The organism is Rhodococcus sp. P4_B6 (assembly GCF_056402215.1).
This window is the reverse complement of sequence record NZ_JBFUHV010000167.1, coordinates 16,889-31,933: the sequence shown is the minus strand read 5'-3', so window position 1 is coordinate 31,933 and position 15,045 is coordinate 16,889. Positions and strand designations below refer to the sequence as shown.

At 69.1% G+C, this 15,045-nt stretch carries 13 protein-coding genes; 2 read left to right on the top strand and 11 right to left on the bottom strand.

The genetic code is table 11. From position 1 onward, the window contains the following. Positions 1–236: 236 nt before the first annotated feature. Positions 237–767, top strand: a complete 531-nt coding sequence (locus tag AC1DWT_RS41395) for a lipase family alpha/beta hydrolase (protein ID WP_241031309.1) — start codon at positions 237–239, stop codon at positions 765–767. Between the two features lie 69 nt (positions 768–836). On the opposite strand, the gene AC1DWT_RS41390 is transcribed toward AC1DWT_RS41395, so the two are convergent. The 9 genes from AC1DWT_RS41390 to AC1DWT_RS41350 form a co-directional block, all read right to left on the bottom strand. Then, complete coding sequence (locus AC1DWT_RS41390) at positions 837–2,210, bottom strand: MFS transporter (RefSeq protein WP_206013084.1); 1,374 nt, start codon at positions 2,208–2,210, stop codon at positions 837–839. 190 nt (positions 2,211–2,400) lie between these two features. After that, a complete protein-coding gene (locus AC1DWT_RS41385) occupies positions 2,401–4,824 on the bottom strand; it encodes a CaiB/BaiF CoA transferase family protein (RefSeq protein WP_477925103.1) in 2,424 nt (807 codons plus the stop codon). Between the two features lie 49 nt (positions 4,825–4,873). Beyond that, positions 4,874–6,325: an aldehyde dehydrogenase gene (locus AC1DWT_RS41380; protein WP_206013086.1), complete on the bottom strand. Its 1,452-nt coding sequence runs from the start codon at positions 6,323–6,325 to the stop codon at positions 4,874–4,876. A 27-nt stretch (positions 6,326–6,352) separates the two neighbouring features. Further along, entirely contained in the window at positions 6,353–7,537 is a 1,185-nt protein-coding gene (locus tag AC1DWT_RS41375; protein ID WP_206013087.1) for a thiolase C-terminal domain-containing protein, read from the bottom strand. Next, a complete protein-coding gene (locus AC1DWT_RS41370) occupies positions 7,534–7,965 on the bottom strand; it encodes a Zn-ribbon domain-containing OB-fold protein (protein WP_477925101.1) in 432 nt (143 codons plus the stop codon). Before AC1DWT_RS41370 ends, AC1DWT_RS41375 begins: the two co-directional genes overlap by 4 nt. Next, positions 7,962–8,279: a hypothetical protein gene (locus tag AC1DWT_RS41365; protein WP_095862524.1), complete on the bottom strand. Its 318-nt coding sequence runs from the start codon at positions 8,277–8,279 to the stop codon at positions 7,962–7,964. Before AC1DWT_RS41365 ends, AC1DWT_RS41370 begins: the two co-directional genes overlap by 4 nt. Positions 8,280–8,365: 86 nt before the next feature. Then, a complete protein-coding gene (locus AC1DWT_RS41360) occupies positions 8,366–9,853 on the bottom strand; it encodes an acetyl-CoA acetyltransferase (RefSeq protein ID WP_477925098.1) in 1,488 nt (495 codons plus the stop codon). After that, entirely contained in the window at positions 9,850–10,887 is a 1,038-nt protein-coding gene (locus AC1DWT_RS41355; RefSeq protein WP_477925096.1) for an LLM class F420-dependent oxidoreductase, read from the bottom strand. The genes AC1DWT_RS41360 and AC1DWT_RS41355 overlap by 4 nt, the downstream gene beginning before the upstream one ends. 52 nt (positions 10,888–10,939) lie before the next feature. Continuing rightward, on the bottom strand, positions 10,940–11,749 hold the full coding sequence (locus tag AC1DWT_RS41350) for an enoyl-CoA hydratase/isomerase family protein (RefSeq protein ID WP_095862521.1): 810 nt from the start codon (positions 11,747–11,749) through the stop codon (positions 10,940–10,942). A gap of 133 nt (positions 11,750–11,882) precedes the next feature. Here AC1DWT_RS41350 and AC1DWT_RS41345 point away from each other — a divergent pair, with 133 nt between their 5' ends. Next, positions 11,883–12,683 (top strand): glucose 1-dehydrogenase, encoded by an 801-nt coding sequence (locus AC1DWT_RS41345; RefSeq protein WP_206013091.1) that lies wholly within the window; start codon positions 11,883–11,885, stop codon positions 12,681–12,683. A 65-nt stretch (positions 12,684–12,748) separates the two neighbouring features. Here AC1DWT_RS41345 and AC1DWT_RS41340 read toward each other — a convergent pair whose 3' ends face one another. Beyond that, positions 12,749–13,492 (bottom strand): SDR family oxidoreductase, encoded by a 744-nt coding sequence (locus tag AC1DWT_RS41340; RefSeq protein WP_072939717.1) that lies wholly within the window; start codon positions 13,490–13,492, stop codon positions 12,749–12,751. Beyond that, positions 13,493–15,016, bottom strand: a complete 1,524-nt coding sequence (locus AC1DWT_RS41335; RefSeq protein ID WP_206013092.1) for a class I adenylate-forming enzyme family protein — start codon at positions 15,014–15,016, stop codon at positions 13,493–13,495. Positions 15,017–15,045 lie beyond the last annotated feature (29 nt).

Below are 15,045 nucleotides of genomic sequence, written 5' to 3'. Positions count from 1 at the left end.
GTACTCTTCGCCGCACCCCCCCTTTTTTCGCCGTTCCCACCCACGCCCACCCGCGCAGAAACTACATTTGTTAGGTAAAACGGTCGCCCTGGGGTAGAGGAGTCGGACGCGATGGCTGCACGCGCACGCACGGTGGCAGTTCTCGGAGTCCTGGCAGTCCTGGGCACTCCGGCGGTGGCCGACGCCGCCCCGGACAAGGCTCCCGTCGGGCCCCCGCAAACGGGGTGGCCTGCCGCGTGGGCCTATTCCATCGAGCACCCGGCGGCGACCGGGTCGACCTCGTCGGGCACTCCCAGGGCGGACTCGTGCCGCTGTTTTACATCAACCACCTCGGTGGAGAGTCGAAGATCGGCACGATGATCGGGGTCGCTCCCGCCACCAACGGCATCAGCGCCTACGGAATGCTGAATTTTCTCGCCGCGCATTCCCAGGCGAAAGATGCCGTCGGGAACGTGATTCCGGCGGTCGACGACGGGACGGCGGGTTCGGCGCTCGTCACGGAGACCGGTGAGGGTGGCATGACCCGCCCGGGAGTCGAGTATGCGACCGTCAGTTCGCGGCACGACCTCGTCGTGCAACTGAGCGAGTCGCAACTGCCGCCCGGGCCGAACGTGTCCAACGTCGTGGTTCAGGAATTCTGCCCCGAGGATCTGACCAATCACGGAACCATGGTCCACGACGACATCACACTCCGGATCGTGCGCAACCTCCTCGACCCGGCGACGGCCGTTGCTCCCGCCTGCCATCCCGTGGCGCCGCTACCCTGAACCTCGACGTGCAACGGCGGGACGGGCCGAGGTTTCCCTCGGCCCATCCCGCCGTGTGAGCGTCGGCCATTATCCGGCGACCTCGGACGACGACTCGGCCCGCTCCGCACCGTCCCGCGCGCGCGTTGTCCTCGACACCGAGACCCATGCGGCGGCGACGCCCGCCACCGAAATCGCCACCAGCAGGATGCTCAGCGCCGCGGTGCTGCCGCCGTCGTTGAACGCGAGTTGCACCGCGAGGACCGGCACGAGCGCGGCGCCGAGAGCGTTCCCGAGTTCACGGCCCAACCCCAGACCGCTGAAGGCGTGACGGGTCTCGAACAGTTCGGTGACGTACGCCCCCATCGGGCCGAAGATCGCAGCGACACCGACCCCGTTCCCCAGGACCAGCACCAACCAGAACGCGGCGGTACCGCCGTCGTGCCCGACGAGCCAGAACGCCGGGAAGGCGAGCAGCGCGGAGAACACGAACCCGGCGATGATGACCGGTCGTCGACCCACCCGGTCCGACAGCATCCCGAACAGGGGAATGAATGCCGCACAACTCAATTGCGCGAGCACCAGGCCGATCAGGATGTCGGTCTGCCCCATGCCCAGTTGGTTGCGGCCGAACGTCAGCATGAAGACGAGATAGAAATAGCCGAGACCGGCCTGCCCGAACACCATCACGAGTACGGACAGGATGGCGCGGGGTTGCCGGCGGATGACGTCGAGAACCGGGGACGTGGTCTTGTCGTTCGATTCCTCGATGTGGCGGAACGCCGGGGTCTCGGGCAGCCGGGCGCGCAGCGACAGGCCGTACAGCAGAATCAGTCCGCTGAGCAGGAACGGCAGGCGCCATCCCCAGGACATGAAGGCCTCCTCGGGAAGAGCGGCCGACACGCCCAGCAGGGCGCTGGTGCCGAGGACGCCGCCGATGGACGCCCCCGCTCCCGGCAGCGATCCGAGAAGCCCCCGTCGGCGCTGCGGCGCGAACTCCACCGCGACCAGGGTGGCGCCGCCGTATTCGGCGCTGGCCCCGATTCCCTGGAGGATCCGGAGGAGGACGAGGAGGGCCGGAGCCAGCCAGCCGATCTGCGAGTAGCCGGGCAGAAGACCCACGAGCATCGTCGCGGCCCCCATCATCACGAGGGTGAAGACGAGGATCTTCTTCCGACCGATCCGGTCGCCGAGGCTGCCGAGGACGACGCCGCCGATCGGCCGGACGAGGAAGCCGACTGCGAACGTCCCGACCGCTTGCAGCGTGGCCAGGAAGGGGCTCGCACCGGAGAAGAAGACGCTCCCGAACACCACCGACGCGGCCGAGGCGTAGAGGCTGAAATCGTAGTACTCGAGCAGAGTTCCGACGAACGCGGCGCGGCTGGCTCGTTTCGAGTCGCCGGCGGACCCGGAATCGGAGACCGTCGTACCGCCGTCTGCGGCGGTTGATGGGCTGATTGTCATGCACACACTCCGTGTCGTGCGGTCTCGAAGAGTTCGAGAATGATTGTGACGGGTGCCACGTTAACCAACAGCCATTAGGTTTGTCTAGGCTTTACCTTCGGTATTTCGACCTCACCGGAACACCGGTGACATGGGCGTGATTCGACAGCGGCCCAGGGTGACCCGGGCCGCTGTCGAATCCACTCGTGTGTCACCTCGAGGTGGAGGCGGCCACCTCGAGCGGGGGATCCGTGACGGGCGGTTGCAGGATTCCGTCGTCCACGAGACGATCCACCTCGGCGGTCGTCATGTTCAGCAGCTCCTCACAGATCTCCCGGCTGTGCTGCCCGGCGGCCGGAGCCTGGCGCAGCGGCGGATCCGAAATGGCCGAGAAGCGCGCGACGCGGGCCGCCGTGGGCAACGCCTTCGGAAGCAACGCGTGATGCGTGACCGTGTAGGCGTCGCGGGCCGCCAGGTGCGGATCGGTGAGCAGTTCGGGAAGTCGCAGCATCATCCCGGCGGGCACTCCCGCCGCCTGCAACTGCGCGACCGCCGCTGCGGGAGAACGCGTCTGCAGCCACTCACCCAGCACGGCGTCGACGTCCACGCGGTTGCGGATCCGCTCGGCCCGGGTGCGGAACGCTGGAACGTCTGCCAGTTCGGGCGTGCCGATCGCGGCGCACAGTCGCACCCAGTCGTCGTCGTCCCTGACCGACACGACGCACCACTCGTCGTCACCCGCACAGGCGAACACCCCGGCCGGCGCGGCGAACGGGTCCGAGTTGCCGGGCGCGGAGACGGTACCCGGTCGCAGCGATTCGGTGACGAGTTGAGCACCGAGTTGGACGAGCGCGGTGTCCGCCTGCGCCACCTCGAGCGCTGCGCCCCTACCCGTGCGGGTCCGCTGGATCAAAGCCGCGAGCACCGCGATCGCCGTGACGTGCGCGGCGATGTGATCGGGATAGACGGTCGAGCCGTCACAGAGCAGGTCCTCGTTCCCGGGGTACCGCCACAGGGCGGACACACCGCACGCGGCACGCACCAGCGGGCCGTATCCGAGTCGGTTGTTCCACGGTCCGACACTGCCGAACGCGCTGCTCTCGGAGACGATGATGCGGGGGTTGAGTGCGGCGAGTTCGTCGTACGACAGGCCCATCGACGCGAGTGTTCCGGGCTTGAAATTGGCCAGGACCACGTCGGCCTCGGCGACGAGTCGGCGGAACAACTCCCCGCCCTCCGGGCTGCGCAGGTCCAGACCGAGGCTGCGCTTGTTGCGGTGCCCCCAGGCGACGGACGCGGCCAGCGCGGCGCCGCGCTTCGACTGGCGGAGACCGTCGGGGAACTTGGCATTCTCGACCTTGACGACGTCGGCGCCGTAGTCGGCGAACTGACGGCTGAGTTCGGCGCCGAAGACGATCACGCCCAGGTCGAGGACGCGTAGGCCGTCGAGTGGGCGGGTGCCCCGTTGCCGCATCCCGGACGCCTCGCCCGCCGGTGTCTCCCGCGTCGCCTGGGGCTGGGCGTCGTGCTCCCCGACCTCGGGCGCCGGGGTCCTGATTCCGACGCGTGCGCCGTCGAACGACACGTAGCCCGTCGGAACCCGGGCGCGCACCCCGGTGGCGATCTCCAGGTCCGCGAGGGCACCGGCCGCGTCGAAGTGCTCGGTCGTCAGCACTTCCCCGAGCGAGAGGACGCCACCGACGGGCACTCCCCTGGTCGCGCCCTCCGCGACGAGTTGGTCGCGGGTGCGGGTCGCGAACAGCGCCTCGATCAGGGGGTGCAGGGCGTCGGCGGCGGCGAATCGGGCCGGAATCGTGTCGTACTTCGGGTCGGCGAATTCCTCCGGCTCGCCGAGCCATTCGAACATTCCCCGCCACTGCCGTTTGGCCAGCAGGCAGATCCGCACGTAGCCGTCGGCACAGGGGAACACCGGATAGAAGTTCGACGCGTCCGGTCGATTCMGGGGGAAGTCGTCGGAGCGCCCCGCGGCCGCGGAACCCTGCGTCCCGAAACCGGGATCGAAGCCGTGGACGAGCGCTTCGAAGGCAGACAGATCCACGACCTGGCCGCGACCGGTGTGGATGCGGTCGTAGTAGGCGAGCAGCGCCGACCAGGCGGCGTGCATCCCCACCGTCTCCTCCACCAGGCCGGCGGGAGGAAGCAGGGGTTCGGCTCCGGGAGCGCCGGAGCGGGACAGCACACCGCTCAGTGCGTACAGCACCTGTTCCGTGGCCGCCCAGTCCCGGTAGGGCCCGGTCTGCCCGAACGGCGTGACCGACACGCACACCAGTGACGGTGCGAGAGCGGAGAGTTCGGCCGCGCCCACTCCGCGTTCGCTCAGCAGGCCCGGCGCGTGCGATTCGATCAGGATGTCGGACTCCGCGGCGAGTTCCCGCAGCCGGTCCCGGCCTGCGGGATCGTCGAGGTCCACGACGATCCCCCGCTTGTTCGCGTTGCGCAGCGCGAACGGGATGCTGACCCCGTCCACCACCGGCTCGGCGCGGCGTGAGCGGGCGCCTCCCGGACCTTCCACCTTCGTCACCTGCGCGCCGAGGTCGGCGAGGTACCGGCCACACGACTCACCGAGGCCGTCGGTGAGGTCCAGTACGCGGACACCGGTCAGCGGTAGCGTCATCGCCTGCTCCGTTCGATCAGATCTGATGGTGAATGAAAAGCTGTTCGACTCAGCGTGTTCCGAAGTACACGGACTTCGTCGCGAAATACGGGGTCAGGCCTTCCGGACCGAGTTCACGTCCGAGACCGGACGACTTGACGCCGCCGAACGGCGCGTCGAGGTCGAGGGCGTAATGGTTGACGCCGACGGTCCCGCTGTGGATCCGGGAGGCCACGGCGAGGCCGTGCTCCTCGTCGGCGGTCCAGACCGTGCCGCCCAGGCCGTATTCGGAGTCGTTGGCGATCGCCACGGCCTCGTCCTCGTCCGTGTAGGGGGTGATCGTCAGAACGGGCCCGAAGATCTCCTCCTGGGCGATGCGCGCGGAGTTGTCCACGTCCACGAACACCGTCGGCTCGACAAACCAGCCGAGCGGCTGCGAATCCGGTACGCCCCCGCCGGTCGTCGTGCGGTAGCCCGCGCTGCGCCCGTCCTCGATGTAGCCGAGCACGCGCTCGCGCTGGGCGGCGCTGACCAGCGGCCCGATCCCGGTGGCCTTGTCGAGGGGATCCCCGACGACGAGACCCCGGACCGTCTCGGTGACCGCCTCGACGACCTCCTCGTACCGGGCACGGGGGGCGAGGATCCGGGTACTCGCATGGCATGTCTGGCCGTTGTTCACCAGCGACACCTCCGCGAGGTTCGCGGCGAACACGGACAGGTCGGCGTCGGCTGCCACGATTGCAGCCGATTTGCCGCCGAGTTCGAGCGTGACGGGGCGCAGCAGCCTGCCACACACCTCGCCGATCGCTCGTCCCGCCGCCGTCGAACCGGTGAACGCGACCTTGTCGACCCCCGGGTGCTGCACCAGGTAGGCGCTCGCCTCGCGGCCCGCGGGCACGATGTTCAGGACGCCGGGAGGCAGACCGGCCTCCTCGGCGGCATCCGCGTACGCGAACGCGTCGAGCGCGGTTTCGGGGGCGGCCTTGAGCACCACGGTGCACCCGGCCGCGAGCGCGGGCGCGATCTTCATCGCGGCGAGGGGTTGCGGGTAGTTCCACGGGGTGATCGCGGCGACGACGCCCACCGGCTCACGCCGGACCACCGTGCGACCGCCGAACGCGCTGGGACGGATGTCCTCGGACGCCGCGTCGCGGACGAGCGCGGCGTAGTAGCGGATCATGGCGGCGGGTCCGAAACCGTTGACCCCGGCGGAGAGTGAGATCGGCATCCCGTTCTCGCGGCTCACCAACGTCGCGGTGTCGCGACCACGCTTCTTCAGCGCGGACGCGAACACGTCGAGAAGGTCTGCGCGAGCGCGGTTGTCGAGCTGACCCCACGGTCCGCGGAGTGCGTCGCGTGCGGCGGAGACGGCGGCGTCGATGTCGGCGGCGGAAGCGAGAGCCGAACGCCCGAGCACCTTCTCCGTGGCAGCCTCGACGACGTCGGCCGCGGCACCCTCCTGCGGGGCGACCCACCGGCCACCGATGAACAGAGCGTCGCGGTCCACGGTCATGTTGTCCATGTCGATCCTTCTCACAGAGTCGGGGTGCTACAGCACGTCTTCGTGGGCGAAGAGCGTCGAACTGACGAGCGGTGCCATCGGGCCGCCGATGAACAGCGACGTCTTGGCGTGCGCCACCGGATTGGTCGACGTGCCGCGGATCTGCCGCACCGCTTCGACCGCGAGCCCCATTCCGTTGACGAACGAGTCGGCGATGTTGCCGCCACTCGTGTTCACGGGGAGCTTGCCGACGCCCGCGGTGAGGTTGTCGACGGTGAGGACCTCGCCTGCGGCGGGGCCGGACGGCGCCAGGCCGTGGTCGATGAGCGCGGCGACGGCGGGCCCGCTGAAGTTCTCGTACACCTGGACGACGTCCACGTCGTCGGGGCCCAGACCTGCTGCGGCCCAGAGGCGGTCCGCGACCCCGGGCCGTCCGGTGGCGCCCGCGAAACCCGCTGTGGCGTACTGGTCGTCGTTGTCGATGATCGAGGAGTAGCCGCCCGGTGCGCCCTGCGCTCCCGCGAGAACGTACGCGGGATCGGGTCGCAGCGACTTCGCGCGGTCGGCGGAGACCAGCACCAGCGCGACGGCGCCGTCGCTCTCCCGCGAGCAGTCGTACAGGTGAAACGGTTCGGTGATCAGGCGGGACGACTCGTACGTCGCCTCGTCGAGCGGCTTGCCGTAACCCTGCGCGGTCGGATTGTTCTGGGCGTGCCGGTACGCGGCGAGCACCAGCGCACGCATGGTCTCGCGCGGCACCCCGTCGTGCTCGAGCAGTCGCTGTGTCCGCAGCGCGCACACCTGGGCGGGCGATCCGACGCCGTGCGCGAGGAAGTGCGGGCCGTAGTGGTACTTCGCGTAGCCGAGCCGCCCGGTATCCGCCTGTGCCATCGAGCGATAGACGACGACGCACTCGGCCTGCCCGGCAGCGATCGCGACGGCGGCATTGTTGATCGCGGCAGCGACCGTCCCGCCGCCACCGCCCCACATCATGTTCGACCACCGGACGTCGTCGACGCCCAGTGCGCCGCCGATGACCGCACCGTCGTGCCCGCCGCCCGCATACGACACGAATCCGTCGAGTTCGCGCGGCGAGATGCCGGCGTCCGAGCATGCCGCGAGGATCGCCTCGAGCGTCATCCTCAGTTCACCCGCCGGGGCCTCGCCGCGGCGGTAGTGCAATTCGGACACGCCGACGACGGCGGCCGCCCCGCGCATGGTGAGTGCACTCATGCCTGCGCTCCTTCTGTGGATCGACGCCAGCGCAGCAGCGGCCAGGTTGCGCCTTCGTCGTGCTCGATGTGCCCGACGACCGGGTCGCCGATGCGGATGGCGTCGGTGTCGTCACCGGTCAGGATTCCGAGTACCCGGCGGTGCCCGGCCTCGGGAAGTTCGACCAGGACCGTCACGTACGGGACCCGGTCGGCCAGTTCGGTGATGAACGGGTACCAGCTGCGCGACCAGCTGTACACGGTCCCGGTGGGCGTCACGGACTCCCAGTTCGGGTCGAGGGTGTGGCAGGATCCGCAGACCCATTGCGGTCCCCAGATCCAGGTCTCGCAATTGCCGCAACGCTGGAGTCGCAGCTCACCTCGGGTGAGCCCGTCCCAGTACGGTTGGTCGAGGCCGTMGGCGGACGGTCCCCACGGTTCTCCCGTCATGCCGGACGCCCTCCTTCGGCGGGGAAGTTCTCGAGCGCCGCGGCCAGCCAGCGGCCGTCGTGACGCTCCCAGATCGATCGCAGGCCGATCGTGCCGCCGGGGGTCGTGTACACCGTCTCGCCGATGCGGCGGTCGCCGTCGGCCCGGACGTCCTTGATCTCGAACCCGTCGACGTCGCCGCGGGGAACGGTGACACCGTCGAACACGGCGGGCAGGTTCTCCTGAACCATGTCGGCGAGTGCGGACTTCATGTCTCCGGACACCACGTATCCGACGTGCCGCTCGTACAGTTCGCGGAAGTCTTCGACAGACATTCGAAACTCCTTTTCTCCGTGAGAACCTCACACCTCACGGCGGATGCCCTCGATTCCTATACCTTATGTCGTTAGGTAAACCGGAGTCAATCGTCCGCGAACCGGAACGTGCCGTCGGCTGCGACGACCGCTGTGTCCCGCGCGACGTCGACGCCGACCAGACGGGCCAGCGCGCCCGCTTCCGTCGTGGTGGCCAGCGTGCGTTCGCCGCTGCCGGTCCGCACCGCCACGAAGCCGCGCTCCGGGGCGCCGTCGCGACCGTGCACGACGGTCCAGGACTCGATCGAGCCGGACCCCTCATAGCTGGTGAGCGCTCGCGTGGTCGGCAGCGCATCGACGTCGGCCTGAACGTCCTGGCGCCGGAAGCCGCTGCGCGGCGGCTCCGTCCGGTAGACGCCGAACGCGTGCTTGGTGAGGTAGCCGCCGTTCGCCGTGATCAGCCCGTACGTTCCCGGCGCCTCGCGCAGCCGGGTCGCCAGGGTGGCGATCGCGTGGGTGCTGTAGTTGTTCCACGGACCGCCCGCGAACGTGAGGCCGCCGGTGAGCGTCAGCGGTCGACCGGGGTCGTCGACGGGCAGCCCCAACTCGGCCGCGGCGACCTGGACGGCCGACGGGAAGCACGAATACACGTCCACGTGCGCCAGGTCGTCCCGCCCGATTCCCGACAGTTCCAGGGCGCGCGCCCCCGCCAGCCGGATGGCGGGTGACCGATCGAGCGCCTCCCGTTCGGCGATGTCGTACGTGTCGTGCGCCTCGGTGCCTGCATGCGGAAAGACCCAGTTGTCGCGGGGAATCCCGAGGCGGGTGGCAACGCCGACGGAACAGAGGAGCAGCGCCGCGCCCTGCTCCACCATGTTGTTCGAATTCATCAGCTTGGTGTACGGCCGGCTGATCCACCGATTGTCCTCGGACGGCGTGACGATCTCGTCGGCCGTGTACTCACGGCCGGTCCACGCGTGCGGGTTCGTCGCCGCCACCTTGCTGAATCCCGACCAGAGTGCGCCGATCGCGGCACGATGCTCGTCCTGCGACCGCCCCGACGAGATCCGCAGCGCCTGCTCGAACAGGGGGTACACGTAGGCGGGCCGATCGAGCCCGATCCTGGACTGACCGTCGAAGACCATCGGCACCTCGGGGACGAGGACCTCCGCGGGTGGAACCGAGTCGTCCTGCACGGTCCACTCCGGGCGAACACCCCGAGACCGCAACTTCATCCGGGTCCGCCAGGACTCGGCACCGCCCACCAGGACCACGTCGGCCCGGCCCGCCGCGATGTCCTCGGCCGCCTGGTTGACGAGGACCTGCGGGCCGCTGCCCCCGCTGCCGGTGTACCCGGTGTGCCGGACGGCGGCACCGATGCGTTCGCCGACCAGCGCCCCGGGGTCGCGGTACCGCCACGACAGCATCCCGATCAACCGGACCGAGTCGACGAGTTCGAGCAGACGCGACGATCCTGCCTCTGAGGCGGCGGCGCGGGCCGCCGCGACGATCAGATCGACGGGTTCCACTCCCCCGGTCCGCTCGTTGACCTGTCCGCCGCCGACGAGGATCGGGGTGCGCGGATCGAGCGTCACGACATCACCGCCTCGAGGATGYGTTCCCGGTTCTCCGGCCTCGGCCAGCCGCCGAGGATCAGCGTCGTCAAGCAGGTGGGTTTCCAGCGGTTCACGATGTCCTCACAGATCTTGTCGGCAGGCCCGATCAGCGCGACGTCCTCGACCATCTCCGTCGGAACGGCCTGCGCGGCGAGATCGGGCCGTCCACGCAGGTACAACTCCTGGATCTCGGCGCAGGCGTCGGCCCAGCCCATGCGGGCGAAGACGTCGTTGTGGAAATTGGCGCCCTTGGCGCCCATGCCACCGGCGTACAACGCGACGACGGGTTTGATCTTGGCCGCCGCCTTTTCCACATCGTCGTTTTCGACCAGCCAGCACACGTTGGCGATCTCGAAATCCGACGGCGACCGGCGGGCCCCGTCCCGGCCGAACCCCTCGGCCAGCGCGGCGCGGTAGAACTCGTCGCTCTTGGGCGAGAACCACAGCGGGGTCCAGCCGTCCGCGATCTCCGCGGCAAGCGCGACATTCTTCGGACCCTCCGCCCCGAGATAGACCGGAATGTCCTCGCGCAGTGGGTGAACGATCGACTTCAACGGCTTTCCGAGACCGCTGCCACCGTCCAGCGGCAGCTGATAGTGCCTGCCTTCGTAGGTCACCGGCTTCTCCCGGGCCCACACCGCACGCATGATCTCGACATACTCGCGGGTTCGCTCGAGCGGCCGGGGATACGGTTGCCCATACCAGCCCTCGACCACCTGCGGTCCCGACGCGCCGATGCCGACGATCACCCGGCCCCCGCTGAGGTGGTCGACCGTCTGCGCCGCCATCGCCAGGGCCGTCGGCGTCCGGGCCGACATCTGGCAGACCGCGGTCCCGAGTGTGATGGTGGACGTGCGTGATCCCCACCAGGCGAGGGGGGTCAGCGCGTCCGATCCGTAGGTCTCCGCCGTCCAGAAGCTGTCCACGCCGAGCGCCTCGGCTTCGGCGAGCATGCGGTCGACGTTGCGCGGCGGACCGGAGCCCCAATATCCCGCGGCGATACCGACTTTCACTGGTATTCCTCACTTACTGCCCCGTTGGGCCGGTGTTGCTGGTCGCTGAAGTTCAGTGATTCAGATACTCGGGCGGGCGCTTCTCGAGGAAGGACTTCACCGCCTCGCGGTGGTCCTTGGTCATGGCTGCCAGGATCTGGGTGCGGTTCTCGAGGTCGATCGCCGCCCGGAGACTCGGCACCTCGAGGTTCGACCACATCACCTCTTTGGTCATCCACACCCCGAACGGCGTGTTCTGCGCAATCGCCTCGGCGGTGCCCAGCGCCGCGTCGATCAGGGTGCTTTCCGATTCGACGGACGAGGCGATTCCGATTCGTTCCGCCTCCAAGGCGTCGATCGTCCGGCCGGTGAGCAGGATCTGCGCGGCGCGCGAGAACCCGATCATGCGGGGCAGCAGCCAGCTGACCCCGATGTCGCAGTTGGACAGGCCACGTTTGATGAACGACGCGTGCAGGGCGGCCGAGTCGGCGATGATGCGGATATCGGCCATCAGCGCGAGCGCCATCCCGCCGCCTGCCGCTGCGCCGTTGATCGCGGCGATGATCGGCGGCCGCGCGCCGCGAAACGCCTCCACCAGGTCGGCGATGTGCTTCTGCACCCGCAGCCCGGCCTGGGGGCGACCCTCGCCGTCCGCGGCGCCGTCCGGGGTTCCGTACCCACGCAGGTCCAGGCCGGCGCAGAACGCCTTGCCCGCGCCGGTGAGGACGATCGCCCGGATGGTCGAGTCGTCCCGCACCCGGGCCAGAACCCGGTGCAGTTCGCCGATCATCTCCGCGTTCATCGCGTTGAGCGCTTCGGGTCGGTTCAGTCGCACGAGCAGGATGCCGGGCCGCGGCTGCTCGGTCAGTATCAGTTCGGACATTCGGGGCCTTCCCCTCGTGTGGTTCCGACGGCCTCCGCTTCGTGTCGGTACCGTCGACATATCAAGCTAATACCTTTAGGTTAATACCTCAAGATCCACAGTTCGGACGGACGGCGCGAAAGGACAGAACACAATGGCGGAACTGCACGGCAAGGTCGCGGTGGTGACCGGTGGAGCGAGCGGGATCGGGGCGGCGACCTGCGCACTCCTCGCGGAGCGGGGTGCGCGGGTGGTGGTCACGGACATCGACGACGAACGCGGCGAGGCGGTCGCGGCCGCCCTCGGCGAGCACGGTGTCTACCTGCACACCGACGTCACCCGCGAGGAGGATGTCGCGGCCGCGGTCCGCGTCGCGACCGAGCGCTTCGGACGCCTCGACGCGATGGTCAACAACGCCGGCCGGGTCGGGGCCTGGACGTACGTCGCCGACACGACCGTCGACGAGTGGGACTCCTCGTTCGCCGTCCTGGCGCGCAGCGCCTTCCTCGGGACCAAACACGCCGCCCGGGTGATGCGCGAGCAGGGATTCGGCACCGTGGTCAACGTGTCGTCCGTGGCGGGGGTGCGCACCGGCTTCGGCCCGCACCCGTACGGCGCCGCGAAGGCCGCCGTGCTGCAGATGACCCGCAGCGCCGCACGCGAACTCGCGGAATTTCACGTCCGGGTCAACGCGGTCACCCCCGGCGGCGTCGCCACCCGCATCGTCGGTCACGGCGCCGGCCTGGACGGAGACGCGCTGGACGCCAGCGTCGACAGCGTGCGGCAGGGTCTCGCGACATTCCAGCCGATCCCCCGCGCCGGCGAGGGCCACGACATCGCCGGCGCCATCGCCTATCTGGTCTCCGACGACGCAACGTTCGTGACCGGGCAGAACCTCGTCGTCGACGGGGGCCTGACCCTCGGGAAGGCGTGGCCCACCAACTACAGGCGCTGACGCACCTGTGCGCGGTTGACGAGTAGTCCTGGGACTCGTCAACCGCGCACGGGCGCCGGAGGCGCCTACACCGGACCGCCGAGCCAGACGCCCACCTCTTCACCCGACACATGGCGGGCGTCGTCACTGACGAGGAACGACACGGTCGCCGCCACGGACTCCGCCGGGATCCGCGGCCAATGGGCGGCCAGGACGTCGACGGCGGCGTCGCCCCCGGAACTGATGATGTCGGTCTCGACGAAACCGGGGACGACGGTGTTGACGGTGATGCCGCGCCGCGCGACCTCGAGCGCCAACGTCCGGGTCATCCCGGTCAGACCGGCTTTCGCCGCCGAGTAGGCGCTCATCCCGGGCGACGGCCGCCGTCCGCCGGACGGGCTTCCGAAGAAGACGACCCGGCCCCAGCCGTTCTCGTACATCGCAGGCAACGCGGCGTGCGTGCAGTAGAACGCCCCGCTGAGGTTGACCGCGATCACGCGATCCCAGTCCTCCGGTTCCTGCTTGCGGACCGAGCCGGCGAGGTTCATGCCCGCGTTGTTGACCAGCACCGACGGCGCCCCGAGCGTGTCGGCGGTCCGTGAGATCAGCTCCTCGGCGGAGGCCGCGTCCCCGATGTCCGCCTTGATCGCCGCCGCGCGGCCACCGCCCGCGACGATCTTCGCGACCACGTCGGCCGCATGCGTCTCGCTGCGCGAATAGTTCACCGCCACGGCGAAACCGTCCGACGCGAGGCGCTGCGCGATTGCCGCACCGATGCCCCTGCCACCCCCGGTGACGACGGCAACCTTCTGTTCACCCGCGTTCGTCATTCAGCGCACCTTCCGGTGGGTGTCCGGCACGTCCGCGTATGTGTCGCGCAGTTCCCGTTTGGCGATCTTGCCGCTGGCCATCCGCGGCAACGGCTCGTCCAGCAGGACGACGTAACGCGGGACCTTGAAGTCGGCGAGGCGCCGATTGCAGAACTCGACGACATCCGCCTCGGTCAGGCCCGGCGCCGCCTTCACGAGAGCAGCCGGAGTCTCTCCGAACTTCGCGTCGGGCACGCTGATCACCGCGACTTCCTCGACCTCGGGGATCTGATTGATCACCGATTCGATTTCGGCGGGCGAGATGTTGAGCCCACCGGAGATGATCATGTCCTTGAGCCGGTCCACGTAGGTCAGGTAGCCGTTCTCGTCGAGCTTTCCGAGATCTCCCGTGTGCAACCAGCCGTCGATCAGCGTGGCTTTCGTCGCGTCCTCGTTGCGCCAGTAGCCCGGCATCATTCCCGGACCGCGGAGGAGGATCTGCCCGGTTTCGCCAGGCGCGCAGTCGTTTCCGGACGCGTCGACGACTCGGATCTTGGTGAAGATGCCACCCCACCCGCACTTGTCCGGATGCTCGGCCGCCTCGTCGCGGGGCATCACGGTGGCGGAACCGCCGATCTCGGTCTGCCCGTAGATCTGCCGCAACTGCACACCCCGGTCCTGCCAGATCCCCAGCAGGTGTGCAGGCACCCGGGCACCGCCCACGTGTGCGGTGGTGAGGTGGCGGAGGTCGGCGTCGGCGAATCCCGGGACCTTCGCGATCTGCTCGAACAGAATGGGTGGACCGGTGAGCGTCGTCGCCTTGTCCTCGACGAGGACACGCAGGGCCGCCTGCGGGTCGAATCCCGGTTGCAGGAAGAGCGTGCCGCCGTGGATGACCGTGCGGGAGATGCCCCAGATGATGCCGGCCGCGGTGAACAACGGCAGCACGAGCAGAGGACGCAAACCATTGGGCAGGATGGGTTCCATCAGCGACCACTCGTGCATCTCGCCCGCGATGGTCGCATGGGTGAACACCACCCCCTTGGGCCTGCCCGTGGTGCCGCTGGTGAAGACGATCGCGGTCGGTGTCGAGACGTCGACCACGGGAGTCGGGAACGTCACGTGCTCCCCTCCGCGCAGGGGCCGCACGTCGTGTTCGAGGACGGCGATCGAGAAGGTGTCGTGCGCCTTCAGGACCTCTTCGAGTCTGGGAAGGTACGCCTGATCGCAGTAGACGATCTTCGGCTCGCAATCCTCGACCAGCGCCGTGAGCTCGCCGGCGAGCATCCGCTGATTGAACGGCGCGGCGATGGCGCCCACCTTCATCGCCCCCAGCGCCGCCGCGCACCATTCGAGGGTGTTGGTTCCCACGAAGCTGACCCGGTCGCCCGGCAGGACGCCGCGCGCCGCGAGGTCGTGGGCGACGCCGTCGGCCCACCTCGACAGTTCCGCGTACGTGACGACGTCGCCGTCGAAATCGATGGCCGGTTGGCCGGGGACGATCCGCGCCCAGAAATTCAGCGCGTCGATCACGGTTCCGCTCATTCATTGCCTCCTGTGTGCCCGGCCGCGAC

What these genes read in the sequence shown, in the direction of transcription:
- AC1DWT_RS41345 (WP_206013091.1), top strand. Translation starts at nt 11,883, where the DNA reads ATGGCGGAACTGCACGGCAAGGTCGCGGTGGTGACCGGTGGAGCGAGC.
- AC1DWT_RS41350 (WP_095862521.1), bottom strand. Translation starts at nt 11,749, where the DNA reads ATGTCCGAACTGATACTGACCGAGCAGCCGCGGCCCGGCATCCTGCTC.
- AC1DWT_RS41390 (WP_206013084.1), bottom strand. Translation starts at nt 2,210, where the DNA reads ATGACAATCAGCCCATCAACCGCCGCAGACGGCGGTACGACGGTCTCC.
- AC1DWT_RS41340 (WP_072939717.1), bottom strand. Translation starts at nt 13,492, where the DNA reads ATGACGAACGCGGGTGAACAGAAGGTTGCCGTCGTCACCGGGGGTGGC.
- AC1DWT_RS41365 (WP_095862524.1), bottom strand. Translation starts at nt 8,279, where the DNA reads ATGTCTGTCGAAGACTTCCGCGAACTGTACGAGCGGCACGTCGGATAC.
- AC1DWT_RS41380 (WP_206013086.1), bottom strand. Translation starts at nt 6,325, where the DNA reads ATGGACAACATGACCGTGGACCGCGACGCTCTGTTCATCGGTGGCCGG.
- AC1DWT_RS41335 (WP_206013092.1), bottom strand. Translation starts at nt 15,016, where the DNA reads ATGAGCGGAACCGTGATCGACGCGCTGAATTTCTGGGCGCGGATCGTC.
- AC1DWT_RS41375 (WP_206013087.1), bottom strand. Translation starts at nt 7,537, where the DNA reads ATGAGTGCACTCACCATGCGCGGGGCGGCCGCCGTCGTCGGCGTGTCC.